11 protein-coding genes are annotated in these 14199 nt (G+C 58.9%); 6 read left to right on the top strand and 5 right to left on the bottom strand.

Going from position 1 to position 14199, the window contains the following annotated elements; all coding sequences use genetic code 11:
• Position 1 precedes the first annotated feature (1 nt).
• From nirB to ku (PY650_RS30170), 4 genes are all read left to right on the top strand, one after another.
• Positions 2–2452 carry a nitrite reductase large subunit NirB gene (gene nirB, locus PY650_RS30185; RefSeq protein WP_285883491.1) on the top strand — a complete coding sequence of 817 codons (2451 nt, stop codon included), beginning with the start codon at positions 2–4 and terminating at the stop codon, positions 2450–2452.
• 4 nt (positions 2453–2456) lie between these two features.
• Positions 2457–2792, top strand: a complete 336-nt coding sequence (gene nirD / locus PY650_RS30180; RefSeq protein WP_285883489.1) for a nitrite reductase small subunit NirD — start codon at positions 2457–2459, stop codon at positions 2790–2792.
• Positions 2793–2838: 46 nt separating this feature from the next.
• On the top strand, positions 2839–5496 hold the full coding sequence (locus tag PY650_RS30175) for a nitrate reductase (protein ID WP_285883488.1): 2658 nt from the start codon (positions 2839–2841) through the stop codon (positions 5494–5496).
• 198 nt (positions 5497–5694) lie between these two features.
• Positions 5695–6498 carry a non-homologous end joining protein Ku gene (gene ku / locus PY650_RS30170; RefSeq protein WP_285883487.1) on the top strand — a complete coding sequence of 268 codons (804 nt, stop codon included), beginning with the start codon at positions 5695–5697 and terminating at the stop codon, positions 6496–6498.
• Between the two features lie 111 nt (positions 6499–6609).
• Here the strand turns inward: ku (PY650_RS30170) and PY650_RS30165 are convergent, their stop codons facing one another.
• From PY650_RS30165 to PY650_RS30155, 3 genes are read right to left on the bottom strand one after another with little or no spacing between them, the layout of a single operon-like run.
• The gene (locus tag PY650_RS30165) at positions 6610–7164 is read right to left on the bottom strand and encodes a TlpA disulfide reductase family protein (RefSeq protein WP_285883486.1); all 555 of its coding nucleotides are present in this window, start codon (positions 7162–7164) and stop codon (positions 6610–6612) included.
• Between the two features lie 46 nt (positions 7165–7210).
• Positions 7211–7708, bottom strand: a complete 498-nt coding sequence (locus PY650_RS30160; RefSeq protein ID WP_285883485.1) for a DsrE family protein — start codon at positions 7706–7708, stop codon at positions 7211–7213.
• A gap of 21 nt (positions 7709–7729) precedes the next feature.
• The gene (locus tag PY650_RS30155) at positions 7730–8113 is read right to left on the bottom strand and encodes a DoxX family protein (RefSeq protein WP_285883484.1); all 384 of its coding nucleotides are present in this window, start codon (positions 8111–8113) and stop codon (positions 7730–7732) included.
• A 79-nt stretch (positions 8114–8192) separates the two neighbouring features.
• On the opposite strand from PY650_RS30155, the gene PY650_RS30150 reads away from it, so the two are divergent.
• A complete protein-coding gene (locus PY650_RS30150; protein WP_285883515.1) occupies positions 8193–9101 on the top strand; it encodes a LysR family transcriptional regulator in 909 nt (302 codons plus the stop codon).
• On the opposite strand, the gene ligD is transcribed toward PY650_RS30150, so the two are convergent.
• Positions 9098–11623 carry a DNA ligase D gene (ligD, locus tag PY650_RS30145; RefSeq protein ID WP_285883483.1) on the bottom strand — a complete coding sequence of 842 codons (2526 nt, stop codon included), beginning with the start codon at positions 11621–11623 and terminating at the stop codon, positions 9098–9100. The two genes, PY650_RS30150 and ligD, sit on opposite strands and share 4 nt — an antisense overlap.
• 3 nt (positions 11624–11626) lie before the next feature.
• Positions 11627–12472: a non-homologous end joining protein Ku gene (gene ku, locus PY650_RS30140; RefSeq protein ID WP_285883482.1), complete on the bottom strand. Its 846-nt coding sequence runs from the start codon at positions 12470–12472 to the stop codon at positions 11627–11629.
• A 387-nt stretch (positions 12473–12859) separates the two neighbouring features.
• On the opposite strand from ku (PY650_RS30140), the gene PY650_RS30135 reads away from it, so the two are divergent.
• Complete coding sequence (locus tag PY650_RS30135) at positions 12860–13819, top strand: cation diffusion facilitator family transporter (RefSeq protein WP_285883480.1); 960 nt, start codon at positions 12860–12862, stop codon at positions 13817–13819.
• The last annotated feature ends 380 nt before the right edge of the window (positions 13820–14199 follow it).

Here is a 14199-nt window from a genome sequence, read left to right as displayed (position 1 = left end):
TATGACCCAGAAACTTGTCATCATCGGCAACGGCATGGCGCCCGGACGCATGCTGGAACATCTCTTGGAAAAGGCGCCCGATCGTTATGAAGTGACGATCTTCAACGCTGAACCGCGCGTCAATTACGACCGCATCATGCTGTCGCCAGTTCTTTCCGGCGAGAAGGACTATGAGCAGATCATCATTCATGGGGATGGTTGGTACATTAAGAACAACATCACCCTCTACAAGGGACACAAGATCGTCGCCATCGATCGCACCGCCAAGACCGTCACGTCGGATCATGGTGTCACCGAGAGCTACGACAAGCTGGTGATCGCCACCGGCTCCGTGCCCTTCATCATTCCCGTTCCCGGAAACAATCTGCCGGGCGTCTTGACCTATCGCGATCTGGACGACGTCAACGCCATGCTGCTTGCCGCCCAATCCCGCGCCAAGGCGGTCGTTATTGGCGGCGGCCTGCTCGGCCTCGAAGCTGCCGCGGGTCTAAGTTCGCGCGGCATGGATGTCACCGTGCTGCATGTCATGCCGACGCTGATGGAACGCCAGCTCGATCCGGCCGCCGGCTACCTGCTGCAAAAAGCGGTCGAGGAACGCGGCATCAAGGTGATCACCAAGGCCAACACCAAGGCAATCATCGGCAACGGCAAGGTCGAAGGTGTGGAACTGACCGACGGCACCATCGTGCCGGCGACGCTGGTCGTCATGGCAGTCGGTATTCGCCCGAGCGCTGGTCTTGCCAAGGACGCTGGCCTCGCCGTCAACAGAGGCATCGTCGTCGATGCCGGGATGGGCACGTCCGACGGCGATATCTACGCGCTCGGCGAATGCGCCGAGGTCGACGGGCAAGTCTACGGCCTGGTGGCGCCGCTCTATGAAATGGCCCGCGTTGCCGCCGCGCGGCTTGCCGGCGACAACACAGCCGGCTTCGTGCATTCCGACACGCCGACCAAGCTCAAGGTTACCGGCATCGACCTTTTTTCTCTCGGCGACTTTGCAGACGGCGACGATCGCGAGGAAATCGTGCTGCGCGATGCCGCAGCCGGCGTCTACAAACGAGTGATCCTCAAAGACAACCGCATCATCGGCACCGTGTTATACGGCGAGACGGCCGACGGCGCATGGTTCAACGACCTGAAAAAGAAGGCGACCGATATTTCGGAGATGCGCGAGACGCTGATCTTCGGCCAGGCCTACCAGGGAGGGTCACCGCTGGACCCTATGGCGGCCGTTGCAGCCTTGCCGGATGATGCGGAAATCTGCGGCTGCAACGGCGTTTGTAAGGGCAAAATCACATCGACAATTACCGCCAAGGGACTGACATCCGTGGACGACGTGCGCGCCCACACCAAGGCATCCGCTTCATGCGGCTCCTGCACCGGCTTGGTCGAACAACTGATGTCGATCACGCTTGGCGACAGCTACAATTCCAAAGCAGTGCAGCCGATGTGCGCCTGCACCGAGCTCGGCCACGACGATGTGCGCCGGCTCATCAAGGCCAAGGGGCTGAAGACGATCCCCGCCGTCATGCAGGAGCTGGAGTGGAAGACCTCCTGCGGCTGCGCGAAATGCCGGCCGGCACTGAATTACTACCTCGTTTGCGACTGGCCGGATGAATATGCCGACGATTACCAGTCGCGCTTCATCAACGAGCGTGTTCACGCCAACATCCAGAAAGACGGCACCTATTCCGTCGTGCCGCGCATGTGGGGCGGCGTAACCAGTTCCAACGAGCTGCGCGCCATCGCCGATGTCGTCGACAAGTTCGAGATCCCGATGGTGAAGGTGACCGGTGGTCAGCGCATCGACCTGCTTGGCGTGCAAAAGGAGGACCTGCCCGCCGTCTGGGCCGATCTCGGCAAGGCGGGCTTCATCTCCGGCCAGGCCTATGCCAAGGGGTTGCGCACCGTGAAGACCTGCGTCGGTTCCGACTGGTGTCGCTTCGGCACGCAGGATTCGACCGGCCTCGGCATCCGCATCGAGAAATTCATGTGGGGTTCGTGGACGCCGGCAAAGCTCAAGATGGCGGTTTCCGGGTGTCCGCGCAATTGTGCCGAGGCGACCTGCAAGGACATCGGCGTCATCTGCGTTGATTCAGGCTTCGAGATCCATTTTGCCGGCGCGGCCGGTCTCGACATCAAGGGCACGGAAGTGCTCGGCCTCGTCAAGACCGAGAACGAAGCTCTGGAGCATATCGTGGCACTCACCCAGATGTACCGCGAACAGGCTCGTTATCTCGAGCGCATTTACAAATGGGCCAAACGCATCGGTCTCGACGAAATCCGCCGCCAGATCATGGGCGATGCTGAAAAGCGCAAGGCCTACTACGACCGTTTCGTCTTCAGCCAGAAATTCGCCCAGGTCGATCCTTGGTCGGAGCGCGTCTCCGGCAAGGACAAGCATGAGTTCAAGCCGATGGCGACGATCGGTTACCCGCAGGCGGCCGAGTGAGGAGATGAATATGAACTGGATTGAGATCGGCGACATTTCAGATATCCCGCTGCGCGGCGCGCGCTGCGTGAAGACCCCGCAAGGCAAGATCGCGGTCTTCCGTACCGCGGAAAACGAAGTCTTCGCCATCGAGGATCATTGCCCGCACAAGGGCGGGCCGCTTTCGCAAGGGATCGTGCATGGCGCAGCCGTCACCTGCCCGCTGCACAATTGGGTCATCTCGCTTGAAACCGGCAAGGCGCTTGGGGCGGATGAAGGTTCAGTTCGCACCATCCCGGTGCGTAATGAGGATGGCGTACTGTCGATCAGGCTCGATAGTCTCATGATGGCGGCAGAATAGATGGTCTTTCGCCCAGCCATATCTTCGGCGCTTGGAGAACACCTCAATGCCTGCTGAGACGAAAACGACCTGTCCCTATTGCGGCGTCGGCTGCGGCGTCATCGCCCGCGTCGATGATCACGGCAAGGTTTCCGTCAAAGGCGATCCCGATCATCCCTCCAATTACGGGCGCCTCTGTTCCAAAGGTTCGGCGCTTTCGGAGACGATCGATCTAGACGGCCGCCTTTGCTATCCGGAAGTCGACGGTCAACGGGCGAACTGGGACGACGCTCTCGATCTGGTGGCAAAACGCTTTTCCGAAACTATCGCCGCGCATGGGGCGGGGTCAGTCGCCTTCTATGTCTCCGGTCAGCTTCTGACTGAAGACTATTACGTCGCCAACAAGCTGATGAAGGGCTTTATCGGCTCGGCCAATATCGACACCAATTCGCGCCTGTGCATGTCGTCTTCAGTCGCGGGCCACCGTCGTGCCTTCGGTTCGGATACTGTGCCCGGCACCTACGAAGATATCGAACTGGCCGATCTGGTGATCCTGACCGGCTCCAATCTCGCCTGGTGCCATCCGGTGCTCTACCAACGCCTTGCCGCCGCAAAAGCCGAACGCCCGGCAATGAAGGTCGTCGTCATCGATCCGCGCCGAACGATGACCTGCGATATCGCCGACCTGCATCTGGCGATCCGTCCGGATGGTGATGTCGCTCTATTCACGGGTCTGCTTGCCCGCCTGGCCCAGAGCTCCGCTATCGACCAGAATTTCATCGCGCTTCATACTGAGGGTTTCTCGCAAGCCTTCGCCGAAGCCTCGACGCTGAGTTTTGGCGATCTGCTCGACAAGACAGGTCTGCCGGCGATGCAATTGCGGGAATTCTTCCGCTTGTTCGAGACGACGGAAAAAGTGGTGACCTGCTACAGCCAGGGCGTCAACCAATCATCGTCCGGCACCGACAAGGTCAATGCCATCATAAATTGCCATCTCGCCACGGGGCGCATCGGCCGTCCGGGCATGGGGCCCTTCTCCCTGACCGGCCAACCGAACGCAATGGGCGGACGCGAAGTCGGTGGGCTCGCCAATATGCTTGCCGCCCACATGGCAATCGAAAATGCAGACGATCGAGATCGCGTGCAGCGCTTCTGGAACTCGCCCAAGATCGCGGAACGGCCGGGATTGAAGGCCGTCGACATGTTTCGCGCCGTTGCCGATGGCCGCGTCAAGGCATTATGGATCATGGCGACCAATCCTGTGGTTTCGATGCCGGATGCCGACGCCGTCGAAGCTGCCATCAAGGCCTGTCCCTTCGTCGTCGTGTCCGATGTCTTGCGGCAGACGGATACTGCGCGACACGCGGATGTCTTGCTGCCTTCCCTCGGTTGGGGCGAGAAAGACGGCACCGTCACTAATTCCGAACGCCGGATTTCCCGCCAACGCGGATTTCTCCCCTCCCCTTTCGAGGCGAAGCCGGACTGGTGGCAGATGGCCGAGGTGGGCCGACGCATGGGATTTGCCGAGGCTTTCTCATTCCCCTCGACAGCTGCTATCTTCGCCGAGCACGCCAGCCTTTCCAGCTTTGAAAATAATGGCAGCCGGGATTTCGATATTGGCGCTTATGCGCAAATCGCGGCTGATGACTATGATGCGCTTTCGCCGTCCCAATGGCCGCAGCCTGCGGGATCCGCACCACAGACAACGCGCTTCTTTGGCGATGGCCGGTTCTTTCACGCCGACGGCAAGGCGCGTTTCGTGGCCGTCAAGATGCCGGTTTCGGACCGCACGACGACCCAATTCCCTTTCACGCTCAATACCGGCCGTATCCGTGACCAATGGCATACGATGACCCGCACCGGCAAAAGTGCGAGGCTATCGGCGCATATTGCCGAGCCCTTTGCCGAAATCCATCCCCGCGACGCGAACAAAATCGGCGTGAGCGACGCCAGCCTCATCGAGATCGAAAGCTCGCATGGCAAGGTGATCGTCCGGGCGCTGGTGACGGAACGACAGGCGCGTGACAGCTTGTTCGTGCCGATGCATTGGAACGACAGCTTCGCCGCAAAGGCGCGCATCGACACCGTCGTTGCGCCGCTGACCGATCCCGTCTCCGGCCAGCCGGCATCGAAAAATGTTGCTGTCGCCGCACGTCCTTTCAAGGCATCACACTATGGCTTTGCCGTTTCCATGGCAAAGCCGCAGCATCTGGAAGCTGCCTACTGGGCGCTCGCCAAAGCCGATGGCGGATGGCGAGTGGAGCTCGCTTTCGACGATAGCACGCAAGAGTGGGCGGACTGGTGCCGCGCCACGTTCGACATTCCTTTAGAAGTCGAACCGCTCGGTTATGCCGATCAAACCTCCGGCGATCTGCGTTTGGCCTTTTTCGACGGCGACAGGCTGATAGCGGCGCTGTTTCTCGCCCGCCAGCCGGTGGCCGTCGCTCGCAATTGGGCGATCGCGCAATTGTCTGCATCTCACGGCAATATGCGCAAACGCTTTGCCCTTGTCGCCGGGCGACCGGGCGCCGACACACCGGATCCGGGAGCAACGGTCTGCTCGTGTTTCGGCGTCGGCGTCAACCAGATCGTCGGTGCGGTTCGCAATGGATGCCACAGCGTCGAGGCCATCGGTAAAGCGCTGAACGCGGGGACCAATTGCGGCTCCTGTCGCGCCGAAATCCGCGGGATCATCGATGGGTGCCTGGCGACGGCGGCTGAATAGACGACTTGAAGGGCCAGGGTCCCTGTTCACCTAGAAGTGGATCGCAAGCCAAAAAAATGGCCCCTGCTGGACGATGTCGAATTCGAAATTGTCGTGGTTGCAATCGCCCCCCAAAGGCGCGCGGCGACTGGCGAGGGGTCGTCACATGGAACAAAGCGTCGAGCCTGCCGTTCCGATGTGAAATTGGGAGATCGGGGCATGGCTCAGCGTTCTTTCTGGAAAGGCTATCTCAAGCTTTCGCTCGTGACCTGCCCGGTCGCGATGGCACCGGCTGTATCGGAAAATGAAAAGATCCGTTTCCACACCCTCAATCGCGAGACCCGGAACCGCGTCGTCAGCCAATATGTCGACTCCGTCACCGGCAAGGTGGTGAAGGAGGACGATGAGGTCAAAGGCTATGAGCGTGGCGAGGGCGAGTATGTGCTCATCGAAGACGACGAACTGGAGTCCGTCGCGCTCGAAAGCACCCGCACGATCGATATCGACATCTTTGCGCCGCGCGACTCCATCGAATGGATCTGGCTCGACCAGCCGCATTATCTGACCCCGGACGATCCTGTCGGCGAGGAGGCTTTCTGCGTCATTCGTGACGCCATGGCGGCGACCAAGACGGTCGGTATCTCCCGATTGGTGATGTATCGCCGCGAGCGGGCCGTCATGCTCGAGCCTCGCGACAAAGGCATCGTGTTGTGGACATTGCGCTACGGTGATGAGGTTCGCGATAAGGCGGCCTATTTCGAAACGATCAACGCCAATAAAGCCGATCCGTCCTTGATGTCGCTTGTCCTGCAGTTGATCGACGAACAGACGAAACCCTGGACGCCTTCGATGGCAAGCGATCCGGTTGAGGACAAGCTGCACGAGCTGATCGCCGCAAAAAAGAAGGGGCGGAAACGGGCGGCCAAACCCAAGCCAGAGGCCGAAACGCCACCGAGCAATGTCATCAACATCATGGACGCATTGAAAAAGAGCGTTGCCGCTGCCTCGAAAACCAAGCGCTAGCGCAATTCCAAGCAAAGCGTAAAGCAGTTATCTGTCCGGAATTGCGAAAACAGACCAGCAATGGCCATCCACCCTGCCCGGCGACACATTGCGATCTCGCTGCATAGCGGCTCAAAACGAAGCATAGTAATTTATGAGGGCTTGACCTTCAGGAGAAAGCCAGTCGGAGGGCCCTTCAATGAAGCCGGCGATCCGGCCTTTCGGGGTTAGAAGATAGGTGATCGGCATGCCATATAGCGGTAGCGGCGCTTCAACCGATGCTTGCGGTTGCGTGAGCGACGCACTCGGATCGATCAGGACACGAAGATGTCTGATCCCCAGGTCTTGTACAAATTCGGCGACCCGGGCACCGTCCGTGAGATCGACGCAAACGGCAACGACGGTGGCTTGGGCGCCCATTTGTCGCGAAAAATTGTCAAGCGCCGGCAGGTCGGTACGGCACGCGACGCACCAAGTAGCCCAGAGATTAATGAGCGTTACCCGCCCCGGCTCCGGGCAAAAATCGAGCTGGTTTCCACGAATATCCGCAAGCTTTGTCGGCTGCAGGTTTTTTGCAGGCTCCAGCAGGGTGAACTGATGCCGCACGTTTTCAAAGACAGGAGGGTCATCCGTCGCTTTCGCAAGACCCGACCGCGACAGGAAGGAGAGCGCGGCGCCACCGATCATTCCGTGCAGTACTGTCCGCCTGCTGTATATAGCACGCGATCGATGGCTAGGCATGAATATAGACCCAGCCATGTTCTTCGAGATCGATCAACCGGCCGACACCGAAGGGCACGACCCTGACCCCTTCGATTAGTGGCAGCGGATAGCCTTCTTTCTGCTCGGCAATTGCCTTGGAAGAACCGCACATGCTGAGGGTGATGCCTGGAACTATCGTGCGCAGAGCCGCTATCGCATCCTTCAATGGCGACGTGTCGTTTCGCAACATCTCGATTCCGGTAGCGTTGGCAACGATCTCGATCGAAATGCCTTCGTGCTTGGATCTATAATATTGGGCTGCGTTGATGGAGCCGCTGATGGCATGTTTCATAACCGTGACGTCATTGCTGTCCACTTGAAACACGACCTTATGTTCCCCGGGCTTTGATTGCGTTGCGAAGGCCGGCGCGATCGCCGAAGCCCACCCCAGAATCGCAGCGATTGCTAAAGCAAATAGCGCCGGCGCCGTTGTAGAGGACGAGGATTTGATCGAACTGCGCTTGTTCATGTGCTCACTCGAACCTGACTTTCAGCGCGCTTGAACGAGCTGGCTTCGCTGTAGAAAAGCAAGACCGCCCACGACTGCACCTAAAATGATCGTATGGATGACATCGGCGTGCAACGCGAGGAGTTGCGCGAAGAAAGCCCCGACGCAAACGCCCGCAAGCAGAATAGCGCCATAGGCCGACCGGCTTGGCCAGATGGTAAGGCCCGCACCCGTCAATTCAACAACTGCTGTGAAGTAGCGAAACCACTGGCCGAGACCGATAGTGTCGAACTCCTGAACCATTTGCGGCAGGCCAGCGATTTTTGCGAACGCTGCGGCAGCAAAGAGGGCCGCGACAATGACGCGCAGGCCGATCACGGCCACCGTCTTCGGCGACCATTTTCTCGGCAAAGCATATTCAGACATGACCAATTCCTTCCGAAGAGATATTGCAAACAGAAAATCATGGTTTACCAATTCGCGTGAGATCTGCATTTTGGAACATATGGTTGCTGATATGGAAACCTTCTCCGGCTCGATCGATGACGTGCGAGCCTTTTGTGCCGTCGTCGACTTTGCAACACTGTCGGCGGCAGCTCGGCAACTGAACGAGACCAAAGGCAGCATCAGCCGACGGATTTCGCGGCTTGAGAAGGCGGTCGGCGTCCGGTTGCTTTCACGCTCTCCCCGCTCCGTCTCTTGTACCGCGGAAGGACTGGAATTCTACGATAAGGCCATGCCTGCTTTGGCGCTGCTCGATGACGCCGGAGCGAGTGTCCGGAGGTCCCGGTCGATCGCGCGTGGGACGATCCGAATAACCGCGCCCATTGATATTGCGATCGAGGTATTGCCGGAGATTATCACCTCGTTTCGGCAGGATTATCCGCAGATCGCCATTGAGGTTATCGCAACGGACGCGACACTGGATCCTGTCGCACATCGCATCGATCTCGCGCTCAGAGTGGGCTTGGTGCAAATGCCCGATATGCAGTTTCAAGCATTTCCTATCGCGGAAATGAAAGTCTGCATGTTCGCGGCGCCATCCTATCTGCAAGGAAGCGGTCCGATCGAGGTTCCGGCAGATCTCGAGCGACATGCGCTGGTCCTGCCGCGGGAGCGACCGGGCGTGACACACCTCTCGCTTTCCAACGGCACCCGAGAAGAGAAGGTCTCTCTGCGCGCCGACGTGCGAGCAAGTGACTTCGCATGCGTATTGAAACTTGCAGAGGCGGGAGCTGGAATTGCGCCTCTTCCCGAAATTGTCGTTGTCAATTCGCTTTCGACCGGAAGGCTCGTTCGAGTCCTGCCCGATTGGAGTTGGTCGGGTCTTACCCTCCACGCAATCAGCGCGCCTGGACGGCAGATGACCGCGCGCGCAAAGGCGTTTCGCGACTACATCAAAGCTCGGCTCTAGCGCGCTCTACTCTTTTTGGATTTTGCTTTTTCCAAAGGCGCTGCGGCTACTCGAAAATCCTCCCAAGGGTCGGAGCGAAGCGCCGCGAGCCGGTTGGGTGTATTGTTGACGGTGAAATAGGCCGGGCCGATCGCGAGACTGAGCTCCTCCCAGGCAAGCGGCATCGAAACCGCAGCCCCAGGACGCGCTCGCGTCGAATAGGCTGCCACTGCCGTTGCGCCGCGTTGATTGCGCAGGTAGTCGATCAGGATTTTGCCCTGCCGCTTCGACTTGGTGATCGTGGAGACGTAGCGGGCCGGGCTGTCGACAGCCATCTGGTCGGCGATCGACCTTGTGAAAGCTTTGACGGCCGGCCATTCGGCCGACGGCTTCAATGGCGACACGACGTGCAGGCCCTTGCCGCCTGACGTCTTGACGAAGGCTTCCAGGCCAGCCTGCTTCATGCGATCGCGCGTTTCTGCCGCCGCTTCGATCACCCGCTCCCAAGGGACGCCCGGCCCAGGGTCGAGATCCATGATGATCATATCGGGATGCTCCCAGTCGGCAATCGTGCTGCCCCAGGGGTGGAGTTCCAGCGATCCGGCCTGCACGAGGCCGAGCAGGCCATCGAGATCGTCGATGCTGACCAGTGGGGTGGTGTCGCCCTTGTCCTTCGGATCATGGATGAGGACAATATTTTCGTTCAGACCTTTCCACGCGTGTTTTTGGAAAAAGTGCTGGCCGCTGATACCGTCGGGGCAACGCAGCAGAGCCAATGGCCGCTTTACGACGAACGGCGCCATATATGTCCAGATATCGGTGTAATAGTCGGCGAGGCCTTCTTTGGTAACGCCCTCGTCCGGCCAGTAGAGGCGGTCGGGATGCGTGAGAATGACCGTCCGCTTCGGCAGTTCGGCTTCCCGAGCCGCGGTAATAGAGGTCTCTCGAATGACTTCAGCCGCCCGCTTGTCCTCGCGTAGACCGCGAAATGCGGCGTGTCGCAGCAAACCATCCCCCGTCCAGGCGCGGAACTCGATTTCGGCTACCACTTCCGGACGAACGAAACGGACGCCGCGCGCCTCGTCCGAACTGAGGCGTTGATCGAAGGGGCTTTTATCCGTCCGGATGCTTTCGAGTTGAGAATAGAGATCCTCCGCGACCTTGTTGGTATATCCCGTACCGACGCGGCCGACATATTGCAATCTGCCCTTATCGAAAATGCCAAGCGAGAGGGAGCCGATCGCCTTGCGCGCCGTCGAAGACGGTACATAACCTGCAATCACGAATTCCTGCCGGAAAGAACACTTCGATTTCTGCCAGCCTTTGCCACGGCCGGAGCGATAGGGTCCGTCGGCTTGCTTCGACACGATGCCTTCCAGGCCGAGAAGGCAGGCATGCTCCAGCACCAGGTCGCCATCGGCATCAAAGTCGCTGCTGAAGCGGATCTTGCCGGTCCCCGACGGTACGATCTTCTCCAGTATCTTCTTTCTTTCCACCAGAGGAACAGCGCGCAGATCATAGCCGTCGAGATAGAGGAGATCGAAGGCGTAGAAGACGAAACGATCGGCCCTGCCATCGCGAAGATCGGCCTGGAGGGCTGCAAAATCCGATACGCCCGAACTGGTCTCGACCACCAGTTCGCCATCCATAAGCGCCGTCTTTAGCGGAAGAGTGGCGAACGCTGTAAGAAGTCCCTTCCCGAATTTGTCCGACCAGTCGAGGCCGCTGCGCGTCAGCAATCTGACGCGGCCGACTTCAATGCGGGCTTGCAGGCGGTAGCCGTCGAACTTGATTTCATGAAGCCATTGCTTGCCGCTTGGCGGCTTCTTTATCAGCGTCGCCAATGCAGGCTCGACGAAATCGGGCAAGTGTGACGACGTGGCCTTCTTCGCGGAAGCAGGATTAATCGCGATTTTCGCTGCGGTCTGCTTGGGTTGCTTGATACGACCCGTCTTCGAAGACCATCCGGGCGGTTCTCCTTCGAGCTCCTCGATCAGCCGGCCGGTCTTGACCGATTCCGGCCGCTCCTCAAGAATATCATCCGCCCCCTCGGGGCGTGCAGCCTCATCGTCGCCTTTAATGAGCAGCCAATTGTCATTCTTCTCCCGGGGGCGCCTTGCCATGCGGACCAAATGCCAGTGGCCGTGAAGTTTCTCTCCGTGCAGTTCGAGCTCGATGTGGCCCTTTTCCAAGCCTTTGTGCGGATCGCCATCCGGCTCCCAAGTGCCACGATCCCAGACGATGACCGAGCCGCCGCCATATTCACCTTTCGGAATAGTGCCTTCAAAATCGCCATATTCGAGTGGATGGTCCTCGACCTGGACTGCCAGGCGCTTGTCTGTCGGAACCAGGCTCGGTCCCCTTGCAACGGCCCAACTCTTCAGGACCCCGTCAAGCTCCAGGCGAAAATCATAGTGCAGACGGCGGGCTGCGTGTTTCTGGATGACGAAACTATTGTGCGCCGCCGCCTTGCGCTTACGTCCTCCCCTGGGTTCGGATGTCTTTAAAAAATCGCGCTTTTCGCGATAGGTCTCAAGCGCCATGGATCAACCGGCCTTTCGCTGACGCGAGGCATTGGAAGCGGGGCGTTTGGCCGCACGCTTCTTTTCGCCGGTAACGCCGGCGCTTTGGCGAAGTGCCTCCATGAGATCGACGACTTTTTCCGGCTTGCGCTCCTTGCGGATGGTAATTTTGCGGCCTTCGAGCTTCGCCTTGATCAGCTCGGTGAGTGCGGCCTCATAGCGATCGTCAAAGGCTTGCGCGTCGAACGTCCCGCTTTTCGTGGCGATGATATGCTTCGCCAAATCGAGCATCTCGCCCTTGATCTTGATATCGGGCACATCCTCGAAAGCTTTGTCCGCCGAGCGGACCTCATAATTATAATTCAGCGTCGTCGCGATCAGGCCCTTGTCGTAGGGGCGGATCAACAAGGTCCGCAGGCGACGGAAAAGCACCGTGCGCGTAATCGCTGCAGCCTTCTTTTTCTGCATGCCGGCCCGGATCAGTGCAAACGCCTCTTCGCTGCCGCGATCGCTCGGCGCCAGATAATAAGGCTTGTCGAAATAAACATCGTCGATATCGGCATATGCGACGAACGCCTGGAGATGAAGGGTCTTGTCGCTTCCGGGGACAACGGCGGCGATTTCGTCTGGCTCAAAGATCACATAGTCATCCTTGCCGACTTCGTAACCTTTGACCTGATCCTCGCGTCCGACTGGTTTGCCGGTGCTGCTGTCGATAAACTCACGCCGGACGCGATTGCCCGTCGCACGGTTGATGGTGTGAAAAGATACCCGCTCGGACGTCGACGTCGCGGTATAAAGTGCCACCGGGCAAGTCACCAGACCGAACTGTAAATAACCCTTCCATTGCGCACGCGGTGACATCGACACTACTCCGAGTGAGGCCAACAGACTTGAACGATATCTTCCAAGTTTTGTTCCAGTACGCCGTCCAGTTTTTTTAGTCTTCGATAATACACCGCAGCTCCTGGCGGACATCAAGTCCAGCCAAATAGAACAGTTCGGAATTGGTCTCTAATTGCCACGATCGTGTTTCAAAGAAAGCGCAGCGTCTCTATAGAGCGCGTTGCAGCCCTATATCGCCCATCACTTGATCGCCCATCCTGGGATCGGCCGCATGGCGGCAAGAAGCCAACGACGACGGGCCTGCCTTGAGCGAACCTTCGGCGATCTGGCGTAGGATCGGACGTAAAAATTCTCCTTGCACCTCTAGCGGCTAGAGGGATTAGTGGTGTTCGGTCACCGAGAGAAGCAGCCATGACCCATAGCCACGACCATGATCATCATGGCCATGCCTCCCACGCAGCCGACCACGGCCACGATCATGGCCCGGTGGGGCACGCGCACGTGCCGCAAGACTTCGGCAAGGCCTTCGCGCTCGGCATCGCCCTTAACGCGGCCTTCGTTGTCATCGAGGTCTCCTACGGCGTGCTCGCACATTCGGTCGCGTTGATCGCCGATGCAGGCCATAACCTGTCGGACGCGCTCGGACTTGCCGTCGCTTGGGCGGCGGTCGTCCTTGCAAGGAGGAAACCGACCAGCCGTTTCACATACGGACTTGGTGGAACATCGATCTTAGCCGCTCTGTTCAATGCTATCTTCCTGCTCGTCGTGACGGGAGGTTTGACGTGGGAGGCGATACGGCGCTTCACGGAACCGCAGCCCGCGGCAGGGGGTACCGTGATGATCGTCGCCGCCTGCGGCATCGTGCTGAACGGCTTCTGTGCCTGGTTGTTTGCTTCCGGACGAAAAGGAGACCTGAACGTCCGCGGAGCCTATCTACACATGGCGGCCGACGCTCTCGTCTCCCTCGGCGTGGTCGGCGGCGGCCTGATCATTCTGGTGACCGGTTGGGCGTGGGTCGATCCTCTCATGACGTTGGTCATCAGCATTGTGATCGTCCGCGGCACCTGGAGCCTGCTCACGGGGGCGGTCTCCATGTCGTTGGGTGCTGTTCCGCCAAACGTGGATCTTATGAGGTTGCGCGCGTTCCTGCATGAACTACCGGGCGTCGCAGACGTCCACGATTTGCACGTGTGGTCTTTGAGCACGACCGAGACTGCCATGACCTGCCATCTCGTACTGCCGGATGGTCATCCCGGCGACGCGTTCATCGAGCGCGTTGCGGACGAGATAAGGAACCGCTTCGAGATCGGACATGCGACATTGCAGATTGAGAAGGCACCGTCGCCAGAGCACATAGACAGGGCGTGTTGATTGACCTTCAGCCTAGGGTCAGGACCTATCAATTTGGTTTGTGATGAAATTCACAGTCTCCGTTAGGAGACCGCGATATATGATTTTTTCCTGTTGATGCGCCAGATGGCGCGGATCGAGCCGACTTTCCCTTTAGCGCACGGAGTGCCGCGCCTTGATGATTGACGCGTGAAGCGGCATCGCCACAAGATCGAGAGCCTCTCCGCAAAACTCAAGGACTGCGCCCACACCTTCTTCTCGGCAATCTTTATCGCGGCAACTGTGATTTTCCCGTCCTGAACCTAGTACTACAGTTGCGTTTTATGTCTATTTTTGTAGTGGGCGCTCATTGCGGAGGCCTGATGTTTTCGTCTCCAGAGTGACCATGCGAGAACGAAGGC

Origin of the sequence: Martinezella calliandrae, from assembly GCF_030272695.1 — a bacterium.
GTDB lineage: Bacteria > Pseudomonadota > Alphaproteobacteria > Rhizobiales > Rhizobiaceae > Rhizobium > Rhizobium calliandrae.
Note: the sequence above shows the minus strand (reverse complement) of the source record. Positions and strands in the feature narration are given on the sequence as shown.